Origin of the sequence: Flavobacterium sp. (assembly GCF_031422135.1) — a bacterium.
Taxonomy (GTDB): Bacteria; Bacteroidota; Bacteroidia; order Flavobacteriales; family Flavobacteriaceae; genus Flavobacterium.
The window spans coordinates 38,250-55,727 of the sequence record NZ_JANOQD010000113.1 but is presented as its reverse complement, the minus strand read 5'-3'; the positions used below and the strand labels follow the sequence as shown (position 1 = coordinate 55,727).

Below are 17,478 nucleotides of genomic sequence, written 5' to 3'. Positions count from 1 at the left end.
AGTGATCGGTGATCAGTGGTTAGTGTTCAGTAATTAGAGGTCTGACAGCTGGATTAAGTAGACTTATCTACATTATTATCAACAAACTTACCACTGAATACCGACCACTAATCAAACTTTCCGTCAAAATAAGTATTCCATTTTCCTTGTACTTTCATTACTTGTTCAATCACATCACGAACAGCACCTTTTCCACCATTGATATGAGAAATATAATTAGAAATGCCTTTGATTTCTGGTGCAGCATCTTGTGGGCAAGTAGGCAAACCAACCAGTTGCATCACGTGGTAATCTGGAATATCGTCACCCATATACAAAACTTGTTCCGGTTTTATGTTATATAGTTCTATATATTCCTTGAAAGTTTCGACTTTGTTTGGAGCAGCCAAATGAATATCAGTGATGCCTAAATTCCGCAATCGGATGCGAACACCTTCATTGCTTCCGCCAGAAATAATACACACATTGTAACCAGATTCTAAAGCAGCTTTCATTGCAAAACCATCACGAATGTGCATTTCTCGTAGCATTTCGCCAGTTTGTGACACGTGAACTGTTCCGTCGGTCAAAACACCATCGACATCAAAAATAAAAGTGGTGATGTCGTTCATAATTTCTTTATAGCTTTTTGCCATTATCAATAATTGATTTTGTTAATAATTTATAAATTTCCTTCTGATTTTCGTCCGAAAGAAAATTCAAATGTGTGTTGATAGTTTGTGTATCGTTTCGTTTTGCTGGACCAGTTTGAGCGTCATTTGGCGAAAGCGATTCAATTTTTGATGCAGTTTCTTGAATTAAAGGTTTCAAAATGTCAAAAGGAATATTGTTCTCTACACAAATATCGTTACCAATTTTGTATAAATAATTGACAAAATTATTCACAAATACTGCTGCCACGTGCAACCCCTTTCGTTGTTGCGAATTGATGTTAAAAACCTTATCAGATATTGATTTTGCTATAGTTTCTAAAAGTTGATGATCATCATCATTTTGTGTTTCTATACCAATGGGAATCTGATGAAAATCAACTTCTTTGTTTTTAGAAAAAGTTTGCAACGGATAGAAAACACCTTTTCTGTTTTTACTATCTAAATCCATCATAGCAATACTTCCAGAGGTATGAACGACCAATTTATTTTGAAAATTCAATTGTGAGGAAACTTCTGCAATGGCATTGTCAGACACTGCAATAATATATAAATCGGCTTCTACTAAATCGTTTGTGTTATCTGTAATTTTATTAGAATCGAGTAGGTGAGAGATGCTTTCTTTTTGTCTGGCAAGAACTTGAATGATTTCAATAGTATTGCTTTTAGTGAAAGCTTTTATTAAATGATGGGCTACATTTCCTGACCCTATAATTACAACTTTAATCATTTTGTAAAAATAATAAAAAAAAGATTAGAAAATTTATGTTCTACAGATTCGTATGCACAACTTGTAATTTAAAATTTGTATTCTTTCAGCAATGAAGTATACTTTTTTGTGTAGCCTTTATGGGGAAAAATGAAGCTTAATTAATTTATTTTTAATTTGTTAATAAAGAATTAAAATTAATTCAAACTAGATAATTTTTTTTTTATTATGTTTGTTTAAATATAATTTTTAAAATTTATAAATAAAGTAAACCCCAAAAAACACAATTAACTATGAAAAAAATCATTGCAGTAGCGATCTTGTTTGTAAACTTTTATGCATTTAGTCAAATTAAAGTGATGGAAGTAAAGCGTTTAGAGAAGCTAGGAAAAGTTGGATCTAATGGAGAAAATGATCTTTATGTACAAAAATCAGGAGACGAATACACCTTTTTTTATAAAAATATTGAAAATAAAGAATTAACATCTTTTAGAAGTTTTAGTTTCCGTGATATTGATAAAGATTACGAAAACTTATATACAGTAATAACTAATGGTTTCTTTGCAACGCCACTTCAGGATATTAAATTAGAATTACCGTACGATTATGTTTGGTTGCATTTTACAAAAAACATACAACAAAAGGTAAGTGTTCAGTTTATGACATCAAACAAAGTTTCTTTTAGTACAGGCGTTTCTGATTTATTAAGTATGGAACAAATAGATAAATTATTTAATAGATAATTAACGACTTTTATTTTATTTAAACAGCTTGTAATTTTTTGCAAGCTGTTTTTTTGTGCCCTTAAGTTTTATTTAACACAAATGGAATACCAAAAAATAGGTTAAAAACAGTATTTTTGCACAACCAAAATAATTTAAATTCCACAATGGAAAAAAAGATATTCTCCTTTCTATTTTCAACCCGATTAATGGCCGTTTTGTTTCTTACTTATGCTGGTGCAATGGCTGCGGGAACTTTTATTGAAGATGCTTATAATACCGATACAGCTCGAATCATAATTTACAATGCTTGGTGGTTTGAAGCCATTCACGTTTTTTTCTTGATTAATTTCTTTGGGAATATTCAAAGATATCAATTGTACAAAAAAGAAAAATGGGCTACATTGTTGCTCCATTTGTCTTTTATTTTTATTTTGATAGGTGCTGTCATTACTCGATATATTAGCTACGAAGGAATGATGCCTATTCGCGAAGGCGCTTCGGAGAAACAAGTTTTTTCAGATAAAACGTACCTCACGATGTATGTTGACGGACAATATGAAGGCGAAATGCGTCGCCGTACTTTCGAAAATCCATTGTTGCTTTCCCCAGCAGTGAATAATAATTTCACTATTAATAAAAAATTCAACGAAATTCCTTTTGAAGTTTCGTTTGTCGATTTTATTATGGGTGCTACCGAAACTATCAAAAAAGACGATAACGGAATTTTGTACCTAAAATTGGTCGAAGCTGGTGAAGGAACTCGACACGAACATTTCCTAAAAGAAGGTGAAGTGCAAAATATTCACAATGTGCTTTTTGCTTTAAACAAATTTACCAAAGGCGCTATAAATATTACTGTTCGTAACGATATGTATTCCATCCAAACACCATTTGATGGTAGTTTTATGCGAATGGCAGACAAGTTTCAAGGAAAAGTCAATAAAGACAAAACCGAAGTTTTAATGATGCGATCATTATACAATCTAGGCGGAACACAATTTGTTTTTCCAGAAATGGCAATCAAAGGAACCAAAACCTACAAGTCGAATGGTGATTACAAAGACAAAACTACTGACGATGCTTTGATTTTGAAAGTCAAAAATCAAGGAAGAGAGCAAACGGTAACCTTAGTTGGATCAAAAGGACAATTAGGCGAGCCACAAATTTTTAAGCAAGGCGATTTAGAATTCACTGTTTTTTACGGAAGCAAAGTTTATGAATTACCTTTCAAGATTAAACTCAACAAGTTTATTGCGACGAAATATCCTGGAACCGAAAAAAGCTATGCAGCGTTTGAAAGTCAAGTCACTGTCCAAGACACAAAACCTTTCGATGCTAGAATTTTTATGAATAATGTACTAGACCATAAAGGATTTCGATTTTTTCAAGCTTCGTTTGACGAAGACGAAAAAGGAACAAAATTATCCGTAAATCACGATTTCTGGGGCACTTGGATTACGTATATTGGATATTTTTTACTCTATTTTGCAATGATGGCCATTCTGTTTACCAAATATTCTCGTTTCGCTGATTTGAAAAGAAAATTAGACAATGTTCGAGCAAAAAAAGCAAGTTTAATTACAATTTTATTGTTTTTCTTTACTCTTGCAGGATTTTCTCAAAACCACGCACATCAAAAACCAAATGTCAACCAAGTAGATTCTTTGCTTACCAAATTTATGGTTTCCAAAGAACACGCTGCTAAATTTGGTCGATTGGTCATTCAAGACGATGGCGGACGAATGAAGCCCATTAATACTTTTGCATCAGAATTGCTACGAAAAGTGAGTAAAAGCGACACTTATGCTAAAATGAATGCCGATCAAGCCTTTATTTCAATGACACAGTTTCCACAAGTTTGGTATGAAGTGCCTTTGATTTCTTTAAACAGAGGAAACGATAGCATCAGAAAATTAATTGGTATTGATGCGAAGGAAAACAAAGCATCGTTAATCAATTTCTTTGACGAAAGAGGCAATTATAAACTCAAAAAACAATTGGACGAAGCTTATAAAGAGCCCGTTCCAAATCAGTTTCAAAAAGATTTTATCGATGTTGATAAAAAAGTAAACCTCTTGTATTCGGCTTTAAGCGGACAAATTTTGAAAATTTTCCCAAAACCCTATGACAAGAATAACAAGTGGGTTTCCTATCTCGAAATCAATCAACCTACAAAATCTGCTTTGGATACAGTAAAAAATATTTTGCCTTTTTATTTGAATTCATTGGACAAAGTTCAAAAGTCTAAAGATTATAAATTGGCCAATAGTTTGATTGTTGGAATAGAAAAATATCAAAAAAAATACGGTTACGAAGTCAGACCATCTGATCAAAAAATTGACTCAGAAATTTTGTATAATAAATTTGATGTGTTTAAAAAATTGTATTCTTACTATATGTTAGCAGGAATTATGATGTTTCTTTTTGTAATTATCAACATTTTTAATAACGGAAAATTCATTCGATATTCGGTTAAAACGTTTCACATTATTATAGGATTATTATTTGTTTTGCACACTTTAGGATTAGTGGCTCGTTGGTACATTTCTGGACACGCTCCTTGGAGTAATGCTTATGAATCTATGATTTATGTAGGTTGGTCGATTGTGTTTTTCGGGTTGGCTTTTGGAAGAAAATCACAATTAACAGTAGCTTCAACAGCATTTGTAGCCGCAATGATTTTATGGGTAGCGCATCTAAGTTGGACTGATCCAGCCATTGCTAATCTGGTTCCAGTTTTAGATTCCTATTGGTTGATGATTCACGTAGCGGTTATTGTAGGAAGTTATGGACCACTTGCATTGGCTGCTATTTTAGGAATTGTTGCAATGTTGTTGATGCTTTTTACATCCAAAAGCAATAAAGAAAAAATGGATTTAAACATCAAGGAAATCACATATATTAACGAATTGGCTTTGACAGTTGGACTAATAATGTTGACCATTGGTAACTTTTTAGGCGGACAATGGGCAAACGAAAGTTGGGGGCGTTATTGGGGTTGGGATCCAAAAGAAACGTGGGCATTAATCAGTATTATGGTCTATGCATTTGTTATTCACGCTCGATTTGTACCTGCTTTACGTGGAAAGTTTGCTTACAATTTTATGAGTGTTTTGGCTTTTGCTTCCGTATTAATGACCTATTTTGGAGTGAATTTTCACTTGAGCGGTTTACATTCGTATGCTTCTGGTGAGAAACAAAATGTAATGATTTATTTGCAGGTATTTATAGTTTTTATGGTGTTTTCTATCATTGTATATATTAGAAACAGAATGTTTAATAAATAATTTAAAAAAAATGAAAAATGTAATTTGTATTATTGTATTATCAACTTTTATAAGTTGTATAGGTCAATCCAAAAAAAGTGAAGAAATAAACATTGAATCTCAAAAAAATAGTATGATGAAAGAATCCATCCACCAGTTTAAAGTAAAAGATATTGAAGGAAAAGAGTTTGATTTAGCTTCACTAAAAGGAAAAAAAGTAATGCTTGTAAACACAGCATCTGAATGTGGATTAACACCACAATACGTTCAGTTGCAAGAGTTGTATACCACGTTTAAAGAAAAAAACTTTGTAATTATTGGATTTCCAGCCAACAATTTTGGATCACAAGAGCCAGGTTCTAATGTTCAAATTGCTACTTTTTGTTCCAAAAATTATGGAGTGACTTTCCCAATGATGGAAAAAATATCTGTAAAAGGAGACGATATGAACCCATTGTATCAATTTTTGACACAAAAATCAAGAAACGGTTTGGAAGACAACGAAGTAAAATGGAATTTTCAAAAATACCTAATCAATAAAGAAGGATTTTTAGAAAAAGTTATTCCACCAACTACATCACCAATTGACGATGAAATTGTGAATTGGGTTAAATCGTAAAACGGAGTTAAACACAAAACAAATGCACTTTATCATTATTGATAAAGTGCATTTATTTTTTGCCATAAGGCATCATCAAAGCCTGATAAAGCAAAATTAGTTCCATCGGCAGCATCTCCCATTCTAATGACAACCATATTCTTGCTAGGGACTACATATATTTTTTGATCGTTTTTGCCCAATGCCATAAACATATCGTTTGGAGCTGACGGTATTAAACTTCCAGGAAATTGTAATTGAGATCCTGGCAAATGGTAACTCGATTTTCCGTTCAGCCACCATAAATAGCCATATCCTTGATTTATTGTTTGAGATGTTGTTGTAGCCTCTGTAAAGTAATTTTCGTTTAGAATTTGTGTTGTATTCCATTTTCCTTTGTTCAACATTAGTAACCCAAAACGCGCCATACTTCTTGTGGTACTTCCGTAAACGCTATTGTTTCCTGATTGAAACCAGCTGCCATCCATTCCTATTTTGTCTCTTAATTTTGTATTGAAATAAGAATTCCAAGTTTGTCCAGAAGCTTGCGCTACTACATCTTGCAGTTTTACATATACATTATGGTATGCCCATCTTGAATTTGCATCGGCAGTATATAGTAAATCGGCTGGAAGAATGCCATCTGTAGAATCATCTAATCCAGAAGTCATGTTGAGCAAATTTTTGCAAGTAATTAAATTTTCTTTGGCAATTGGTGTACTTGTCCAACCCGTTCCTATATAATCAGAAACTTTATTGTTAATATTTAAAATTCCTTCTTGTTGTGCAATTCCAGTTACGGTTGAGGTTAATGTTTTTCCAGCACTTGCCCAATACCAATTTGCACTTGCAGTATGACTGTTAAAATAGTTTTCCATTACAATTCTACCATTGACTAGAATTATAAATGATTTAGAATTTTTTAAAGCTAAAAAATCTATCAATGGTTGTACTTCCGATTGTTTCCAGCCTAAAGTTTTTAACGATTTTGTTTCCCAAATAGGACTCCCAATAGTAGGATAATACATAGTTTCAATAGGAGTCGGAGTAGGTAATGACGGAGTAGCACTCACGGAATCAGAACTGCAACTGGTAAAAGTAATCAAGCTAAAAAAGGAAAGTAAAATAGATTTCATAATCTTGGATTTTATCGTTTCAAATTTAGACAATAGTTTTTCTAAAAGGTTTAATTGATTATTCTTATTTTTGTAAAATGAAAGTTAAAATAATTTTAATGGTAATAAGTTTTGCTTTGTTTGGTTGTTCCAAAAAAGCAGATATTTCAGAAATAGATAATATTAACGGATATTGGCAAATATCAAAAGCGGTAAACGCTGATGGCGATAAGAAAGAATATCCTATAAATGAAATTTATGATTATTTTGAGGTAAAAAATAAAATAGGTTTTCATAAAAAAGTTCGATGGCAACCAGACGGAACATTTTTAATTAATGATTTATCTGAAACAATAAAAATAATTGACACTAAAAAGGAAATTAAGATAGATTTTTTTTCAAAATTTGGAAAACATTCCGAAGTAATCGAATTTCTTTCAGAAAATGAATTGATTTTAAAGATGACAGATGATTCCAAAATGTATTTTAATAAAGTGGTTTTAAATACCGAAAAATAAAATGGCAAAACGAAGTAGTAATGATAGTTCCGTTGGAGATATTCTAAGTCAAATTATCAAAACCAATAAGCTAGAATCTGGTTTAAACCAAGTTTCTGTGGTTGATGCTTGGAAAAATTTGATGGGAAATGGAGTGAATAATTATACTCAAAATGTGTCTTTACGAAATGGAGTTTTGTACGTCCAATTAACATCATCTGTTTTGCGAGAAGAATTAGCGTATGGTAAAGACAAAATTATCAAAATGATAAATGAAGAGTTAGGGAAAGAAGTGGTTAAGGATGTTGTTTTGCGATAACTACTTTATTTTAGTGACCCTTTTTAGGGTAGTTTCAAATCGAATTTCAAAGTGAAATTACCTTTTATACATATTAACTCTTGGGTTATAATTCAATCTGTTTAATTTTTAAACCATATATTCGGTATTCTGTTTTTTTGAAATTATGAGTTTTTATTAATTGTACTAAAGGGTTTCTTTGTACTAATTTTCAATAAATCACAGTGGAAAGGCTATCCTGAAAACAACTCCTTTGTTAAATGATGATTCGATAGTCATTACAGCATTAAGAAAATCAATTCGACTTTCAATATTTTTCATTCCAAGTCCTTTTTGATTTTCCATTTTTTGAATATCAAAACCTACGCCGTTATCAGAATAAATTAGGGTTGTGATAGCTCCTGTTTTAGTAAAGCCTATTGAAATATTTTTGGCTTTTCCATGTTTAATGGAGTTGTTTATGAGCTCTTGAATAATTCTAAAAATATGCAAATGTTTGTCATTGTCTTTTATATCAAATTCGACTTCGTTTTGATAATCTATGTTTAATGATTTTGAATTGTTTATTTCAAAACACAAGCTTTCTATTCCAGCGTGCAAGCCAAATTTTTGTAATACTGGCGGTAATAAATCGTGGGCAATTCTTCGAGAATCTTCGGCTACAAATTTTGCATAGTCTTTTATAATTGCTGTAATTTTTTGTTTTTCTTCCTCATCCAAATTAGCCGTTTGAAGCAAATGCGCATTGAGCGAGATAATATTTAATTTTGAGCTTATGTCGTCGTGCAAGTCTTGCGCAATGCGTTTTCGTTCCGTTTCTTGTGTGAGTAAAACGGATCTTGTAAGTTCTTTTTGATATGAAATTTCTAGATCCTTGTTTTGAATTAAAATTTTATTGAATTTTTTTCTTGAATAATAAAAAAACAAGATTAACATCAATGTCATTAAAACAAAAGCTAGAAATGTATATACAATGACATTTATTATTTCGCTTTGATGAATAGAGTCAGTATTCATTATTCTGAGCTTATTGTGTTTTTAGAAAAACTCTTTTTCCATTCTATTAAAATAAAAATTTGGTATATTATATATATAAATAAGTTGATTATAAATGAAAGATTATCAAACTCTTTATTTAATTTAATATTAAGATTGCCTGCAAGAAATAATACGGAACTTGAGAATAAGTATATCAAAACACCAACATTTATATAGTAAAATTCTTTTTTTTCATACAATATATTAAACAAATGAAAAGTTGCATACAAAACTAGTAATAGTGAAGTTATGAATATTTCAAACAAATTAAATTCAAAAAACAAACTACAGTTCTTTACATATTGCACTAATAGTAGCATTGGGCAAAGTATTAAAAACAATTTTACTATTTTTTTTTGAACTTCTTCTTTCAAAATAGCTAAATAAAAGAAACTAAGTATCACAAACTGGAATATAAAATATAAATGGGATAAGAATAAATTATTTATACCACGTTTAGCTAAAACAAAAGAAACTAACTGAATAAAAAAAATAACTACCGTATAAATTGTAAAAATTTTAAAGGCTTTCCCATTATTAGAATAGCCTTTTAAAAATAAAATTAGATTTACTACTAAAAAAAAATAACCTATGTATATAAATATATTACTCATTGATTATTTCAAAGTATATAAAGGGCTCGTTACATCGTAATCCAAAGGGCAATGATTTGTAAAATCTGTTTTTGGGATCAAATGTACTTTCACTTTACTGTCAGGTTTTGCTCTCCATCCTGTTGCCCAAGCTTGTTCTTGTTTTAGCGAAATTGTGTTTTCTACCATAACTGAAGTTTTAGTTAGCTGCTTGTTTTGATAATAACGAATATAACAAACTTATAACAAAAATCAAATGTAAATCCGTTTATTGACAAAAAAGCGGTTTACGTTTACACCCATTTTGTATTTATTTATAAGCTTTTACTTAGGAATTTAATTTAACTAAATTTAGTTAGGATTCCCTAACTAAATTACGGTAAATTTCAGTATATCAACAAAATAAAGAGATTTTATTTATTTTTATTTATTTTTATTTCATAATATTTGTAATAATAATCTCAAAAATACCACAATGATGACAAAACAAATTTTAACAGTAGCTACAATTTTATTTGCATTTGTAGCACAATCGCAAACAATTTCTTTGGGTACAGCAATTAACAAAGCTGGAAAACAACGAATGCTAGTACAGCGCATGGCTAAAGATTATATGTGCATAGGAGCTGGTGTAAAAGTAGCCGAAGCTACAGCTGATATTGACGAAGTTACTTCGTTATTTAACGAAAACCATCGTGAATTGACAACTTTTGCCAAATCCAAAGAGACAAAAGATGCCTTAATTATTGTAAATAATTTGTGGGCTAACTTTAGACTAAAAATGGCTTCAGATCCAGATATTCGAAATGCAGAATCCATAATTTCAGAAGCTAATGCACTTACGATTGCTTGCAACCAAGTGGTTGAAAAAATTCAAACTCTAAATGCTACTGCATCAGGAAGTTTGAAACTAACCAATATGTGTGGTAGACAACGATTGAATTTGCAAAAAATAGCGATGCTCTATATGGCAAAAAGCTGGGGAGTGGAATACATTTATTTAGACCGAGATCTTAAGGAAGCTATTTCTGGGTTCGACAGTAATTTAGCTAATTTAGCTTCAACTAAAGAAAACACACCTGAAATAAACGAGTCCTTACAATTTCAAAAATCGGAATGGGAATTCTTAAAAAAATCATTTGGTTCAGAATCAATGAAACCAGGTAATATTTTTAGTAGTACAAACTTAATGACTAAAGAATTTGATGCAATAACAGCTAAATATGACAAACTAGTTGTAGATAACGGTAAAATTGCAGGTAACTAATTTCTCCACCTATGAAAAACTTACTCATAATAATCGCATTTATAGGTGTTGTAATTCATTCAACTGCACAAGGATTAGATCTTGGAACAGCCATTAATAAGGCAGGTAGGCAACGTATGCTTGTACAAAAAATGACCAAAGATTATATGGCTATAGGCTTGAATATCAAAAAAGAAGAGTCAACGAAAGACATTGATGAAGTTACAGCATTGTTTAACGAAAATTTAAATGAACTGAAAGAGTATTCAAAAAATGATGCAACGACTCAATCAATAACTATTGTAAGTGATTTATGGACAAATTACAGAATGAAAATGGCTTATGAACCAAATGTTATAAACGCCGAAAGTATTGTGGAAGAATCATTGAGATTGACTAAAGCTTGTAATGTAGTAGTCGAAAAAATTCAAGATTATTCTGCAAATTCTGCTAATAAGCTCACAAATATGTGTGGAAAGCAAAGAATGAATTTGCAAAAAATCGCGATGTTGTATTTAGCTAAAGCGTGGGGAGTTAAGTACTCGTATTTAGACAAAGAATTGTCAGATGCTGTCTTCATATTTGATTCAAACCTGACTTCACTAATCAACGCCAAAGAAAATACAGAAGAAATAAAAACGGGACTCAAATTTCAACAATCAGAATGGCAATTTCTGAGAAGGTCTTTCGATATAGGAGTTCCAAAACCTACAAATATCATTAGTAGTACAAATTTAATGACTAAAGAATTTGACAAACTAACTGCTATGTATGGTAAACTAATTATCGAAAAAAATAATTTTTCTATTAAATAATCCATTTTAAAAATAAATAAATGAAAAAAATAATTACAATTTTCTTGATTTTTACAGCAATAAATTATACAAACGCTCAAGAAGAACAAAAAGTCCGTATGACTGTCGGAGAAGGAATTATTGTCGCAGGATATGTAAATGATGGTGGATATATCAACTTTACTGGACCATCTATAAAAATAATACATAAACCCTATTTAGTATGCATCGGTGTATTACCATCCTTGAGATTTAAAGAAGATAAAGTAGCCGTAGGAGCACCTAAAAATTCTACAATTACACCTTCATTAGGTTTTGGTTTAACTTTTGCTTACAAACATTTAGCTTTTCAAGTTCCCGCTTACTATAATGGAAAAACGGCAAAAGCAGATGGCTTATGGCATCTTGGATTAGGTTTAGGGTATAAATTCTAAACTTGTGTTTTAATAAATTATAATTCTAAAACAGTAGTAAGCAATTGTTTACTACTGTTTTTAATTTTTAAACTCATCCAAAAACAGAAAAACATTGTCTTTATAGCTGGCTCCAATAGGAACTTCAACTCCGTTTACTTCGATATCATTAACAGTAAAAGCAGTAATTTTCGAGCTGTTGATAATAAAAGATCGATGAATTCTCAAAAAAATATTTTGGTTTAATTCTACTTCAATATCACTAATTTTATATTTTGAAGTAATGCTTTTGTTGTCAGTCAAAACAATTTTTATATAATCTTTTACACTTTCAATATAAAGAATATCTTGTGTATTTATTTTATGGTTTTTGATTCCTGATTTTATTAAAATAAATTCATCTTGAACAGTTTCTTTCACTTTTATATCAGTTTTTACATTTTCAGATAAAAATTTATCTACTGCTTTAAAAAATCGTTCAAAGGTGATGGGTTTTAACAAATAATCGACAACGCCTAACTCAAAACCATCAAGAGCAAAATCACGATACGCTGTTGTTAAAATTGTTTTTGGTGGGTTTTTGAGGTTTTTTAAAAACTCAATTCCAGTGATATTAGGCATTTTTATGTCTATAAAAAGTAAATCTATAGTTTGAGTATTTAAGATTTCGAATGCTTTCATCGCGTTATTGCAAGTCGCAACAACTTCAAGCGCATCAATTTTCTCGATGTGTTTTTCGATTAACCGAATTGCTAAAGGCTCATCATCAACAACTAAACATTTAATTTTCATAAATTACTTTTTATAAATTTGTAAAATTACTGTAAATGAATTCGATACTAATTTTATATCCATTTTATAATCGTTACCATAAATTAAATCCAATTGTTTTCTAATATTAGAAAGTCCGATGTTCTCTTTTCCATTATTCTCATAGTCGTTTGAAACGGTATTTGAAATTTCAAAGGTAAAAACAGCATTGCTATTTGATATCTTAATTGCTATTTTTGGCGAACCAGTATCTTCGCCAGCGCCGTGTTTAAAAGCATTTTCTACCAATGACAAAAGTAATAATGGCGGAATTTGAATATCTGCTTCAACATTGGTTTCAAAAACAACTTGCAATCTATCGTCATAACGCAGTTTTTCAAGTTCGATATAATTTTTTAGTAGTTCAATTTCACTATTTAAAGAAACCAATTGACTGTCACATTTATACAATATATGATCTAAAATTTCGGATAATTTCCCAATCGATTCAGGAACTTTTGGTGAATTGTCTAACGAAAGTGAATAGATATTATTTAAGGTATTGAACAAAAAATGCGGATTCAATTGGGCTTTTAACATTTTTAATTCTACTTCTACTTTTTCTTTACTCAACTGTGTTTCTTGGTCTTTAGTACGTTTGTAGTCCAAAAAATATTTTACAAAAAGAAAAATAAAAGAGGCAGAAAAGATAGATGGAATATATTGAATCAATAATTTTTTTACATCTGTTAAAATCTCTAAAATAGATTCTTGTTCAAATGGTTGCGTTTTAATTAATGGTTCTGCAATATGAACAACAAATATTCTTGCCATTGCCGAAAAAAAATAAGTTCCTACTAAAAACAGAATTGCTGCCAAAAAGTATTTTTTATTTAAAACAAATTTTGGAATAACAAAATAGGCATAATAGTAGGAAGCCAATATTTGAGGAATAGTCAGAAAACTATGAAAAATAAATGTCTCCTTAATTGTATCTCCTTCGCTTGTTAAACCTAATGAAATATTTGCAACTGAAAATCCAAACCAGAAAATCAAGTGTTGGTATATTCTATTATTTTCTAGAAATTCGGATGCCTTTTTAATAAATTCCATAATTGTTTTTTCAAAGCATAAAGATACTAAAGTAGCATATAAATAATATTGCAATCGACAAAAACGCGTTTTTCAATGTCAAATAAGCTTATTTTTATCCCAAAAATAGAATTTTTAGAAATTATTGGATTTTCATCTGTAAAAATAGAGTTTCTGTCTATTCCATTCATTATGCTTTACAAAACAAACCAATTTTGTCTTGTAATTTTAAAAATTAAATGTGATGAAAAAGCTACTACTAATATTCGCTCTCTGCTTTGCAAATCTATTTTTTGCACAAGAAACCCCAAAAAGCATTTCCATTTCAGGGAAAGTAATCGAAAAAAAATCGAAGATTCCGTTGGAATTTGCAACGATTACTTTCTTAAACTCATCAGATAATAAAGTAATTACTGGAGCCATAACAGATAATAAAGGAAATTTTATCGTAAATGTAATCCCTGGAAAATATACTGTAAAAATTGAATTTATAGGTTTGAAAAATGAAAGTATTGAAAATTTAGATTTACAAAACAATCAAATCCTACCAACAATTTACTTGGAAGAAAACGCTACAGAATTGGAAGCCGTAGAAATTAAAGTTGAAAAATCAACAATTGAACACAAACTAGACAAAAAAGTATTCAATGTTGGGAATGATTTAATTTCAAAAGGTGGAAATGCTAACGATATTTTAAACAATGTTCCGTCTGTAAATGTGACTACCGAAGGCGTTGTAAGTCTTCGTGGCAATGCTGGCGTTCGTATTTTAATTAACGGAAAACCTTCTGTTTTATCATCAAATAATGGTTTGGAACAAATTCCGTCAGAAAACATCGAAAAAGTAGAAGTCATTACCAATCCATCTTCAAAATATGATTCGGAAGGAACAGCTGGAATTATCAATATTGTTTTAAAGAAGAATAAAATGAGTGGTTTTGGGAGTTCGGTTCAAGTGACCACTGGAACGCCATCCAATCACGCTTTAGGATATAATGTGAGTTATAAAAACAAAAAAATCAATCTGTTTTCGGATATCAGATACCAATATTTAGATCGATTGAGAGACGAATCTACTTTGCGAACCAATTACCTTGGCAATGCGATTGATTCTTATTTGGATGGAAAAGTTGGCAGATTTAGAAATAACAAAACATTCAATGTTTACTTTGGTGGCGATTATTATATTAATGATAAAAACACGCTTACTTTAAGTTACTATTACCGAAATAATACCACAAGAAGTACTTCTGATTATGAGTTTAATTTTCTTGATACTAATAAAAATTTCATCAAAATAATAAATGCGACCGAAAGTTATAGAGAACCTCAAATTGCCAATCAAATTGAATTAAACTACATCAAAACATTTGACAAAGAAGGTAAAAAATTTACAATTAACTTGCAATATGATTTTTGGAATGACGATGAAAATGAATTGATTATTGAACAAGAAAAGTTTCCTTTAATTTCCTCTAAAACATTAAAAAGCCGTGATATTGAAAGTAGTAAAGATTTTCTGTTTCAAACGGATTATACCATTCCTGTAAACGAAAAAACAAAAGTGGAATTTGGATTAAAAACCGAAATCAGAAAAATAAATAGCGATTATCAAGCCTTTGAAAACAATATCGCAATTGATAGTTTGACGAATTTATTGAAATATAACGAACGTATTTTCGGAGCTTATTTTCAATATGGAAGTAGTTTCAAAAAATTGCAATACCAATTAGGAGTAAGAACAGAACATTCCAATACCGGAAGTAATGACAGAATCAATCTGTTTAACATCAACAAAAAATATACGGATTTTTTCCCAACAGCACATTTTACATACGGTTTTAATGATATTTTCAGTCTTCAATTGAGTTACAGCCGAAGAATTAGTCGTCCAGGATTTTGGCAACTCAATCCGTTTGGAGGTATTGCCGACAGAAGAAATATTAGAATTGGAAATCCAGATTTGAATCCAGTGTACACCGATTCCTATGAGTTTGGGACTTTAATAAAATGGAAGAAATTTTCGATAAACCCAAGTTTATACCATCAATTTTCGAGGAATATTTTTGAAGACATTCGCATCACAAATACCAATGGCAATTTGGTAGAACAAGCTATAAATTCTGGAACCGAAAGCCGACTTGGAGGTGAAATTAGCATTACTTATTCGCCTATAAAAATACTGACTCTTTCTGGCGAAATGAATTATTATAAATTTAACCAAAAAGGAGTTTTTAGTGTTTCTGACAATGCTTTTACGTCAAGATTAAACTCAAGAATCAAATTCTCAACTTGGAATTTTCAAACCAACTTTAATTATCAAGGTGCCAGAAACAGCGGTCAAGTGAATGCGAAATCGCAATATTGGGTTGATTTTGCAATGGGTAAAGACATTTGGAAAGAAAAAGCAACCATCACTTTTAGAGTTGATAATGTGTTTGATTCTAGAATTTCGCAAGGAGTTGTAAAAGGAACCGATTATACTTTAGATTATAATTTCAGAAACTCACTTCCAAGGGTTTCTGCCACTTTCACGTATAGATTCAATAGAAAAAAGAATGAAAAAGAACGTTTGCCTGAATAATAAAATTTAAAAACAATTTAATAAAAATAACTATGAAAAACATTAAAATCACAATAACAATCTTGTTATTAAACCTTACTACCGTTTTTGGTCAATCCTCAGACAAAATTATTTTCTTAACGAATATTTATAAAACTTTCGTTACGGAAGTAAAAACAAATGAACAAAAAACAGACAGTATTTATAAAAAAAGTGTTCAAAACCTAATCTTTGAAAAATATTTTCAAAAAAGTGAATATGCTGATATTGTTAAAGAACATTTTGCGTCTCCAATAAAAAATAGTGCTGAACTTTCAAAATCAATAGATCAAATTATTGTCAACGAAAACCTTATCAAATCAAAAATAATGGGTTCTTTAAAGAAAAGTCGGAAACTTCTTGAAAATAAAGACCTAACTATATATATCATACCCGTAAATCCTGAAAACAAGCAAATTATTACAGCAATGAGTGGAATAATGGGATTGACAGCAGGCTCCAAGCAAATTATTTTAACCATAGAGCCAGACATAAAAGGTTGGGACGACATATTAGAATATGCCGTTGCACACGAATACAATCATACGTGCTGGACTAAATTGAATTTTGGAAAATCAGCAAAATGGACACTTTTAGACTATTTAGTATTTGAAGGTAGAGGAGATTATTTTGCACACTTACTATATCCAAATGTTAAAACGCCTTGGACAGCATCATTAACCGAGAATCAAAAAAAAGAATTATGGACAAAAATTAAACCAAACTTACAAAATGAAGATATGCAATTTCAATTTGAAGTGATGTTTGGTTCTAGAAATTATCCTATTTGGGGCGGTTATTCATTAGGTTTCGATATTGTTTCAAGGGCATTATCAAATAAAAAACTGAAAGCCATCGATTGGATAAATATGGATTCAAGTGCAATTTTAGAATTGAGTCGTTATAAATAAAATGAGGCATACACTTTTTAGGATATTTGCATTAGACTTTTATGACCTTTATTTGCCATCTTATGACATTTTTTTTAATTACCAATAGTATTCGCTTTATTTTTGAGATTAAATAATATAAATTTAAAAAATTGAATACTAAAAGTTACAATCTATAATAATAGAAAAATACACTATGAAA

Annotated in this window: 18 protein-coding genes; 10 read left to right on the top strand and 8 right to left on the bottom strand. The window is 30.4% G+C overall.

Annotated elements, in window-relative coordinates; all coding sequences use genetic code 11:
- Positions 1-107: 107 nt before the first annotated feature.
- Both RMO70_RS14510 and RMO70_RS14505 read right to left on the bottom strand, forming a co-directional pair.
- Positions 108-635: an HAD-IIIA family hydrolase gene (locus tag RMO70_RS14510; protein WP_310557160.1), complete on the bottom strand. Its 528-nt coding sequence runs from the start codon at positions 633-635 to the stop codon at positions 108-110.
- On the bottom strand, positions 619-1,380 hold the full coding sequence (locus tag RMO70_RS14505; RefSeq protein WP_310557159.1) for a DUF2520 domain-containing protein: 762 nt from the start codon (positions 1,378-1,380) through the stop codon (positions 619-621). Before RMO70_RS14505 ends, RMO70_RS14510 begins: the two co-directional genes overlap by 17 nt.
- Before the next feature lie 272 nt (positions 1,381-1,652).
- Between RMO70_RS14505 and RMO70_RS14500 the strand changes: the two genes are divergently transcribed.
- The 3 genes from RMO70_RS14500 to RMO70_RS14490 all read left to right on the top strand — a co-directional run bounded on the left by RMO70_RS14500 (position 1,653) and on the right by RMO70_RS14490 (position 5,969).
- Positions 1,653-2,102, top strand: coding sequence for a hypothetical protein (locus RMO70_RS14500; RefSeq protein ID WP_310557158.1), 450 nt, complete (start codon positions 1,653-1,655; stop codon positions 2,100-2,102).
- A 146-nt stretch (positions 2,103-2,248) separates the two neighbouring features.
- On the top strand, positions 2,249-5,371 hold the full coding sequence (ccsA, locus tag RMO70_RS14495) for a cytochrome c biogenesis protein CcsA (RefSeq protein ID WP_310557157.1): 3,123 nt from the start codon (positions 2,249-2,251) through the stop codon (positions 5,369-5,371).
- Between the two features lie 10 nt (positions 5,372-5,381).
- Positions 5,382-5,969, top strand: a complete 588-nt coding sequence (locus RMO70_RS14490) for a glutathione peroxidase (protein ID WP_310557156.1) — start codon at positions 5,382-5,384, stop codon at positions 5,967-5,969.
- 35 nt (positions 5,970-6,004) lie between these two features.
- Here the strand turns inward: RMO70_RS14490 and RMO70_RS14485 are convergent, their stop codons facing one another.
- Positions 6,005-7,084: a serine hydrolase gene (locus RMO70_RS14485; protein WP_310557155.1), complete on the bottom strand. Its 1,080-nt coding sequence runs from the start codon at positions 7,082-7,084 to the stop codon at positions 6,005-6,007.
- 77 nt (positions 7,085-7,161) lie between these two features.
- Between RMO70_RS14485 and RMO70_RS14480 the strand changes: the two genes are divergently transcribed.
- Both RMO70_RS14480 and RMO70_RS14475 read left to right on the top strand, forming a co-directional pair.
- Positions 7,162-7,581, top strand: coding sequence for a lipocalin family protein (locus tag RMO70_RS14480; RefSeq protein WP_310557154.1), 420 nt, complete (start codon positions 7,162-7,164; stop codon positions 7,579-7,581).
- A gap of 1 nt (position 7,582) precedes the next feature.
- Positions 7,583-7,879 carry a DUF721 domain-containing protein gene (locus RMO70_RS14475; protein WP_310557153.1) on the top strand — a complete coding sequence of 99 codons (297 nt, stop codon included), beginning with the start codon at positions 7,583-7,585 and terminating at the stop codon, positions 7,877-7,879.
- 198 nt (positions 7,880-8,077) lie between these two features.
- On the opposite strand, the gene RMO70_RS14470 is transcribed toward RMO70_RS14475, so the two are convergent.
- Together RMO70_RS14470 and RMO70_RS14465 are read right to left on the bottom strand one after the other, a co-directional pair.
- Positions 8,078-8,875 carry a histidine kinase gene (locus tag RMO70_RS14470; protein WP_310557152.1) on the bottom strand — a complete coding sequence of 266 codons (798 nt, stop codon included), beginning with the start codon at positions 8,873-8,875 and terminating at the stop codon, positions 8,078-8,080.
- A 638-nt stretch (positions 8,876-9,513) separates the two neighbouring features.
- On the bottom strand, positions 9,514-9,678 hold the full coding sequence (locus RMO70_RS14465) for a hypothetical protein (protein WP_310557151.1): 165 nt from the start codon (positions 9,676-9,678) through the stop codon (positions 9,514-9,516).
- Between the two features lie 286 nt (positions 9,679-9,964).
- Here RMO70_RS14465 and RMO70_RS14460 point away from each other — a divergent pair, with 286 nt between their 5' ends.
- The 3 genes from RMO70_RS14460 to RMO70_RS14450 are packed head-to-tail and all read left to right on the top strand — an operon-like array spanning position 9,965 to position 11,963.
- On the top strand, positions 9,965-10,756 hold the full coding sequence (locus RMO70_RS14460) for a type IV pili methyl-accepting chemotaxis transducer N-terminal domain-containing protein (RefSeq protein ID WP_310557150.1): 792 nt from the start codon (positions 9,965-9,967) through the stop codon (positions 10,754-10,756).
- An 11-nt stretch (positions 10,757-10,767) separates the two neighbouring features.
- The gene (locus RMO70_RS14455) at positions 10,768-11,550 is read left to right on the top strand and encodes a type IV pili methyl-accepting chemotaxis transducer N-terminal domain-containing protein (protein WP_310557149.1); all 783 of its coding nucleotides are present in this window, start codon (positions 10,768-10,770) and stop codon (positions 11,548-11,550) included.
- 20 nt (positions 11,551-11,570) lie between these two features.
- A complete protein-coding gene (locus tag RMO70_RS14450; RefSeq protein WP_310557148.1) occupies positions 11,571-11,963 on the top strand; it encodes a hypothetical protein in 393 nt (130 codons plus the stop codon).
- Positions 11,964-12,023: 60 nt separating this feature from the next.
- Here RMO70_RS14450 and RMO70_RS14445 read toward each other — a convergent pair whose 3' ends face one another.
- From RMO70_RS14445 to RMO70_RS14435, 3 genes are read right to left on the bottom strand one after another with little or no spacing between them, the layout of a single operon-like run.
- Positions 12,024-12,734 (bottom strand): response regulator, encoded by a 711-nt coding sequence (locus RMO70_RS14445; RefSeq protein ID WP_310557147.1) that lies wholly within the window; start codon positions 12,732-12,734, stop codon positions 12,024-12,026.
- Positions 12,735-12,737: 3 nt separating this feature from the next.
- The gene (locus RMO70_RS14440) at positions 12,738-13,805 is read right to left on the bottom strand and encodes a histidine kinase (RefSeq protein ID WP_310557146.1); all 1,068 of its coding nucleotides are present in this window, start codon (positions 13,803-13,805) and stop codon (positions 12,738-12,740) included.
- Between the two features lie 26 nt (positions 13,806-13,831).
- Positions 13,832-13,975 carry a hypothetical protein gene (locus tag RMO70_RS14435; RefSeq protein WP_310557145.1) on the bottom strand — a complete coding sequence of 48 codons (144 nt, stop codon included), beginning with the start codon at positions 13,973-13,975 and terminating at the stop codon, positions 13,832-13,834.
- Positions 13,976-14,028: 53 nt separating this feature from the next.
- On the opposite strand from RMO70_RS14435, the gene RMO70_RS14430 reads away from it, so the two are divergent.
- Complete coding sequence (locus RMO70_RS14430; RefSeq protein WP_310557144.1) at positions 14,029-16,368, top strand: outer membrane beta-barrel family protein; 2,340 nt, start codon at positions 14,029-14,031, stop codon at positions 16,366-16,368.
- 32 nt (positions 16,369-16,400) lie between these two features.
- The gene (locus RMO70_RS14425) at positions 16,401-17,297 is read left to right on the top strand and encodes a DUF2268 domain-containing putative Zn-dependent protease (protein WP_310557143.1); all 897 of its coding nucleotides are present in this window, start codon (positions 16,401-16,403) and stop codon (positions 17,295-17,297) included.
- The last annotated feature ends 181 nt before the right edge of the window (positions 17,298-17,478 follow it).

What these genes read in the sequence shown, in the direction of transcription:
- RMO70_RS14430 (WP_310557144.1), top strand. Translation starts at nt 14,029, where the DNA reads ATGAAAAAGCTACTACTAATATTCGCTCTCTGCTTTGCAAATCTATTT.
- RMO70_RS14470 (WP_310557152.1), bottom strand. Translation starts at nt 8,875, where the DNA reads ATGAATACTGACTCTATTCATCAAAGCGAAATAATAAATGTCATTGTA.
- ccsA (WP_310557157.1), top strand. Translation starts at nt 2,249, where the DNA reads ATGGAAAAAAAGATATTCTCCTTTCTATTTTCAACCCGATTAATGGCC.
- RMO70_RS14425 (WP_310557143.1), top strand. Translation starts at nt 16,401, where the DNA reads ATGAAAAACATTAAAATCACAATAACAATCTTGTTATTAAACCTTACT.
- RMO70_RS14450 (WP_310557148.1), top strand. Translation starts at nt 11,571, where the DNA reads ATGAAAAAAATAATTACAATTTTCTTGATTTTTACAGCAATAAATTAT.
- RMO70_RS14435 (WP_310557145.1), bottom strand. Translation starts at nt 13,975, where the DNA reads ATGAATGGAATAGACAGAAACTCTATTTTTACAGATGAAAATCCAATA.
- RMO70_RS14445 (WP_310557147.1), bottom strand. Translation starts at nt 12,734, where the DNA reads ATGAAAATTAAATGTTTAGTTGTTGATGATGAGCCTTTAGCAATTCGG.
- RMO70_RS14455 (WP_310557149.1), top strand. Translation starts at nt 10,768, where the DNA reads ATGAAAAACTTACTCATAATAATCGCATTTATAGGTGTTGTAATTCAT.
- RMO70_RS14510 (WP_310557160.1), bottom strand. Translation starts at nt 635, where the DNA reads ATGGCAAAAAGCTATAAAGAAATTATGAACGACATCACCACTTTTATT.
- RMO70_RS14440 (WP_310557146.1), bottom strand. Translation starts at nt 13,805, where the DNA reads ATGGAATTTATTAAAAAGGCATCCGAATTTCTAGAAAATAATAGAATA.
- RMO70_RS14460 (WP_310557150.1), top strand. Translation starts at nt 9,965, where the DNA reads ATGATGACAAAACAAATTTTAACAGTAGCTACAATTTTATTTGCATTT.
- RMO70_RS14505 (WP_310557159.1), bottom strand. Translation starts at nt 1,380, where the DNA reads ATGATTAAAGTTGTAATTATAGGGTCAGGAAATGTAGCCCATCATTTA.
- RMO70_RS14480 (WP_310557154.1), top strand. Translation starts at nt 7,162, where the DNA reads ATGAAAGTTAAAATAATTTTAATGGTAATAAGTTTTGCTTTGTTTGGT.
- RMO70_RS14490 (WP_310557156.1), top strand. Translation starts at nt 5,382, where the DNA reads ATGAAAAATGTAATTTGTATTATTGTATTATCAACTTTTATAAGTTGT.
- RMO70_RS14500 (WP_310557158.1), top strand. Translation starts at nt 1,653, where the DNA reads ATGAAAAAAATCATTGCAGTAGCGATCTTGTTTGTAAACTTTTATGCA.
- RMO70_RS14485 (WP_310557155.1), bottom strand. Translation starts at nt 7,084, where the DNA reads ATGAAATCTATTTTACTTTCCTTTTTTAGCTTGATTACTTTTACCAGT.
- RMO70_RS14475 (WP_310557153.1), top strand. Translation starts at nt 7,583, where the DNA reads ATGGCAAAACGAAGTAGTAATGATAGTTCCGTTGGAGATATTCTAAGT.
- RMO70_RS14465 (WP_310557151.1), bottom strand. Translation starts at nt 9,678, where the DNA reads ATGGTAGAAAACACAATTTCGCTAAAACAAGAACAAGCTTGGGCAACA.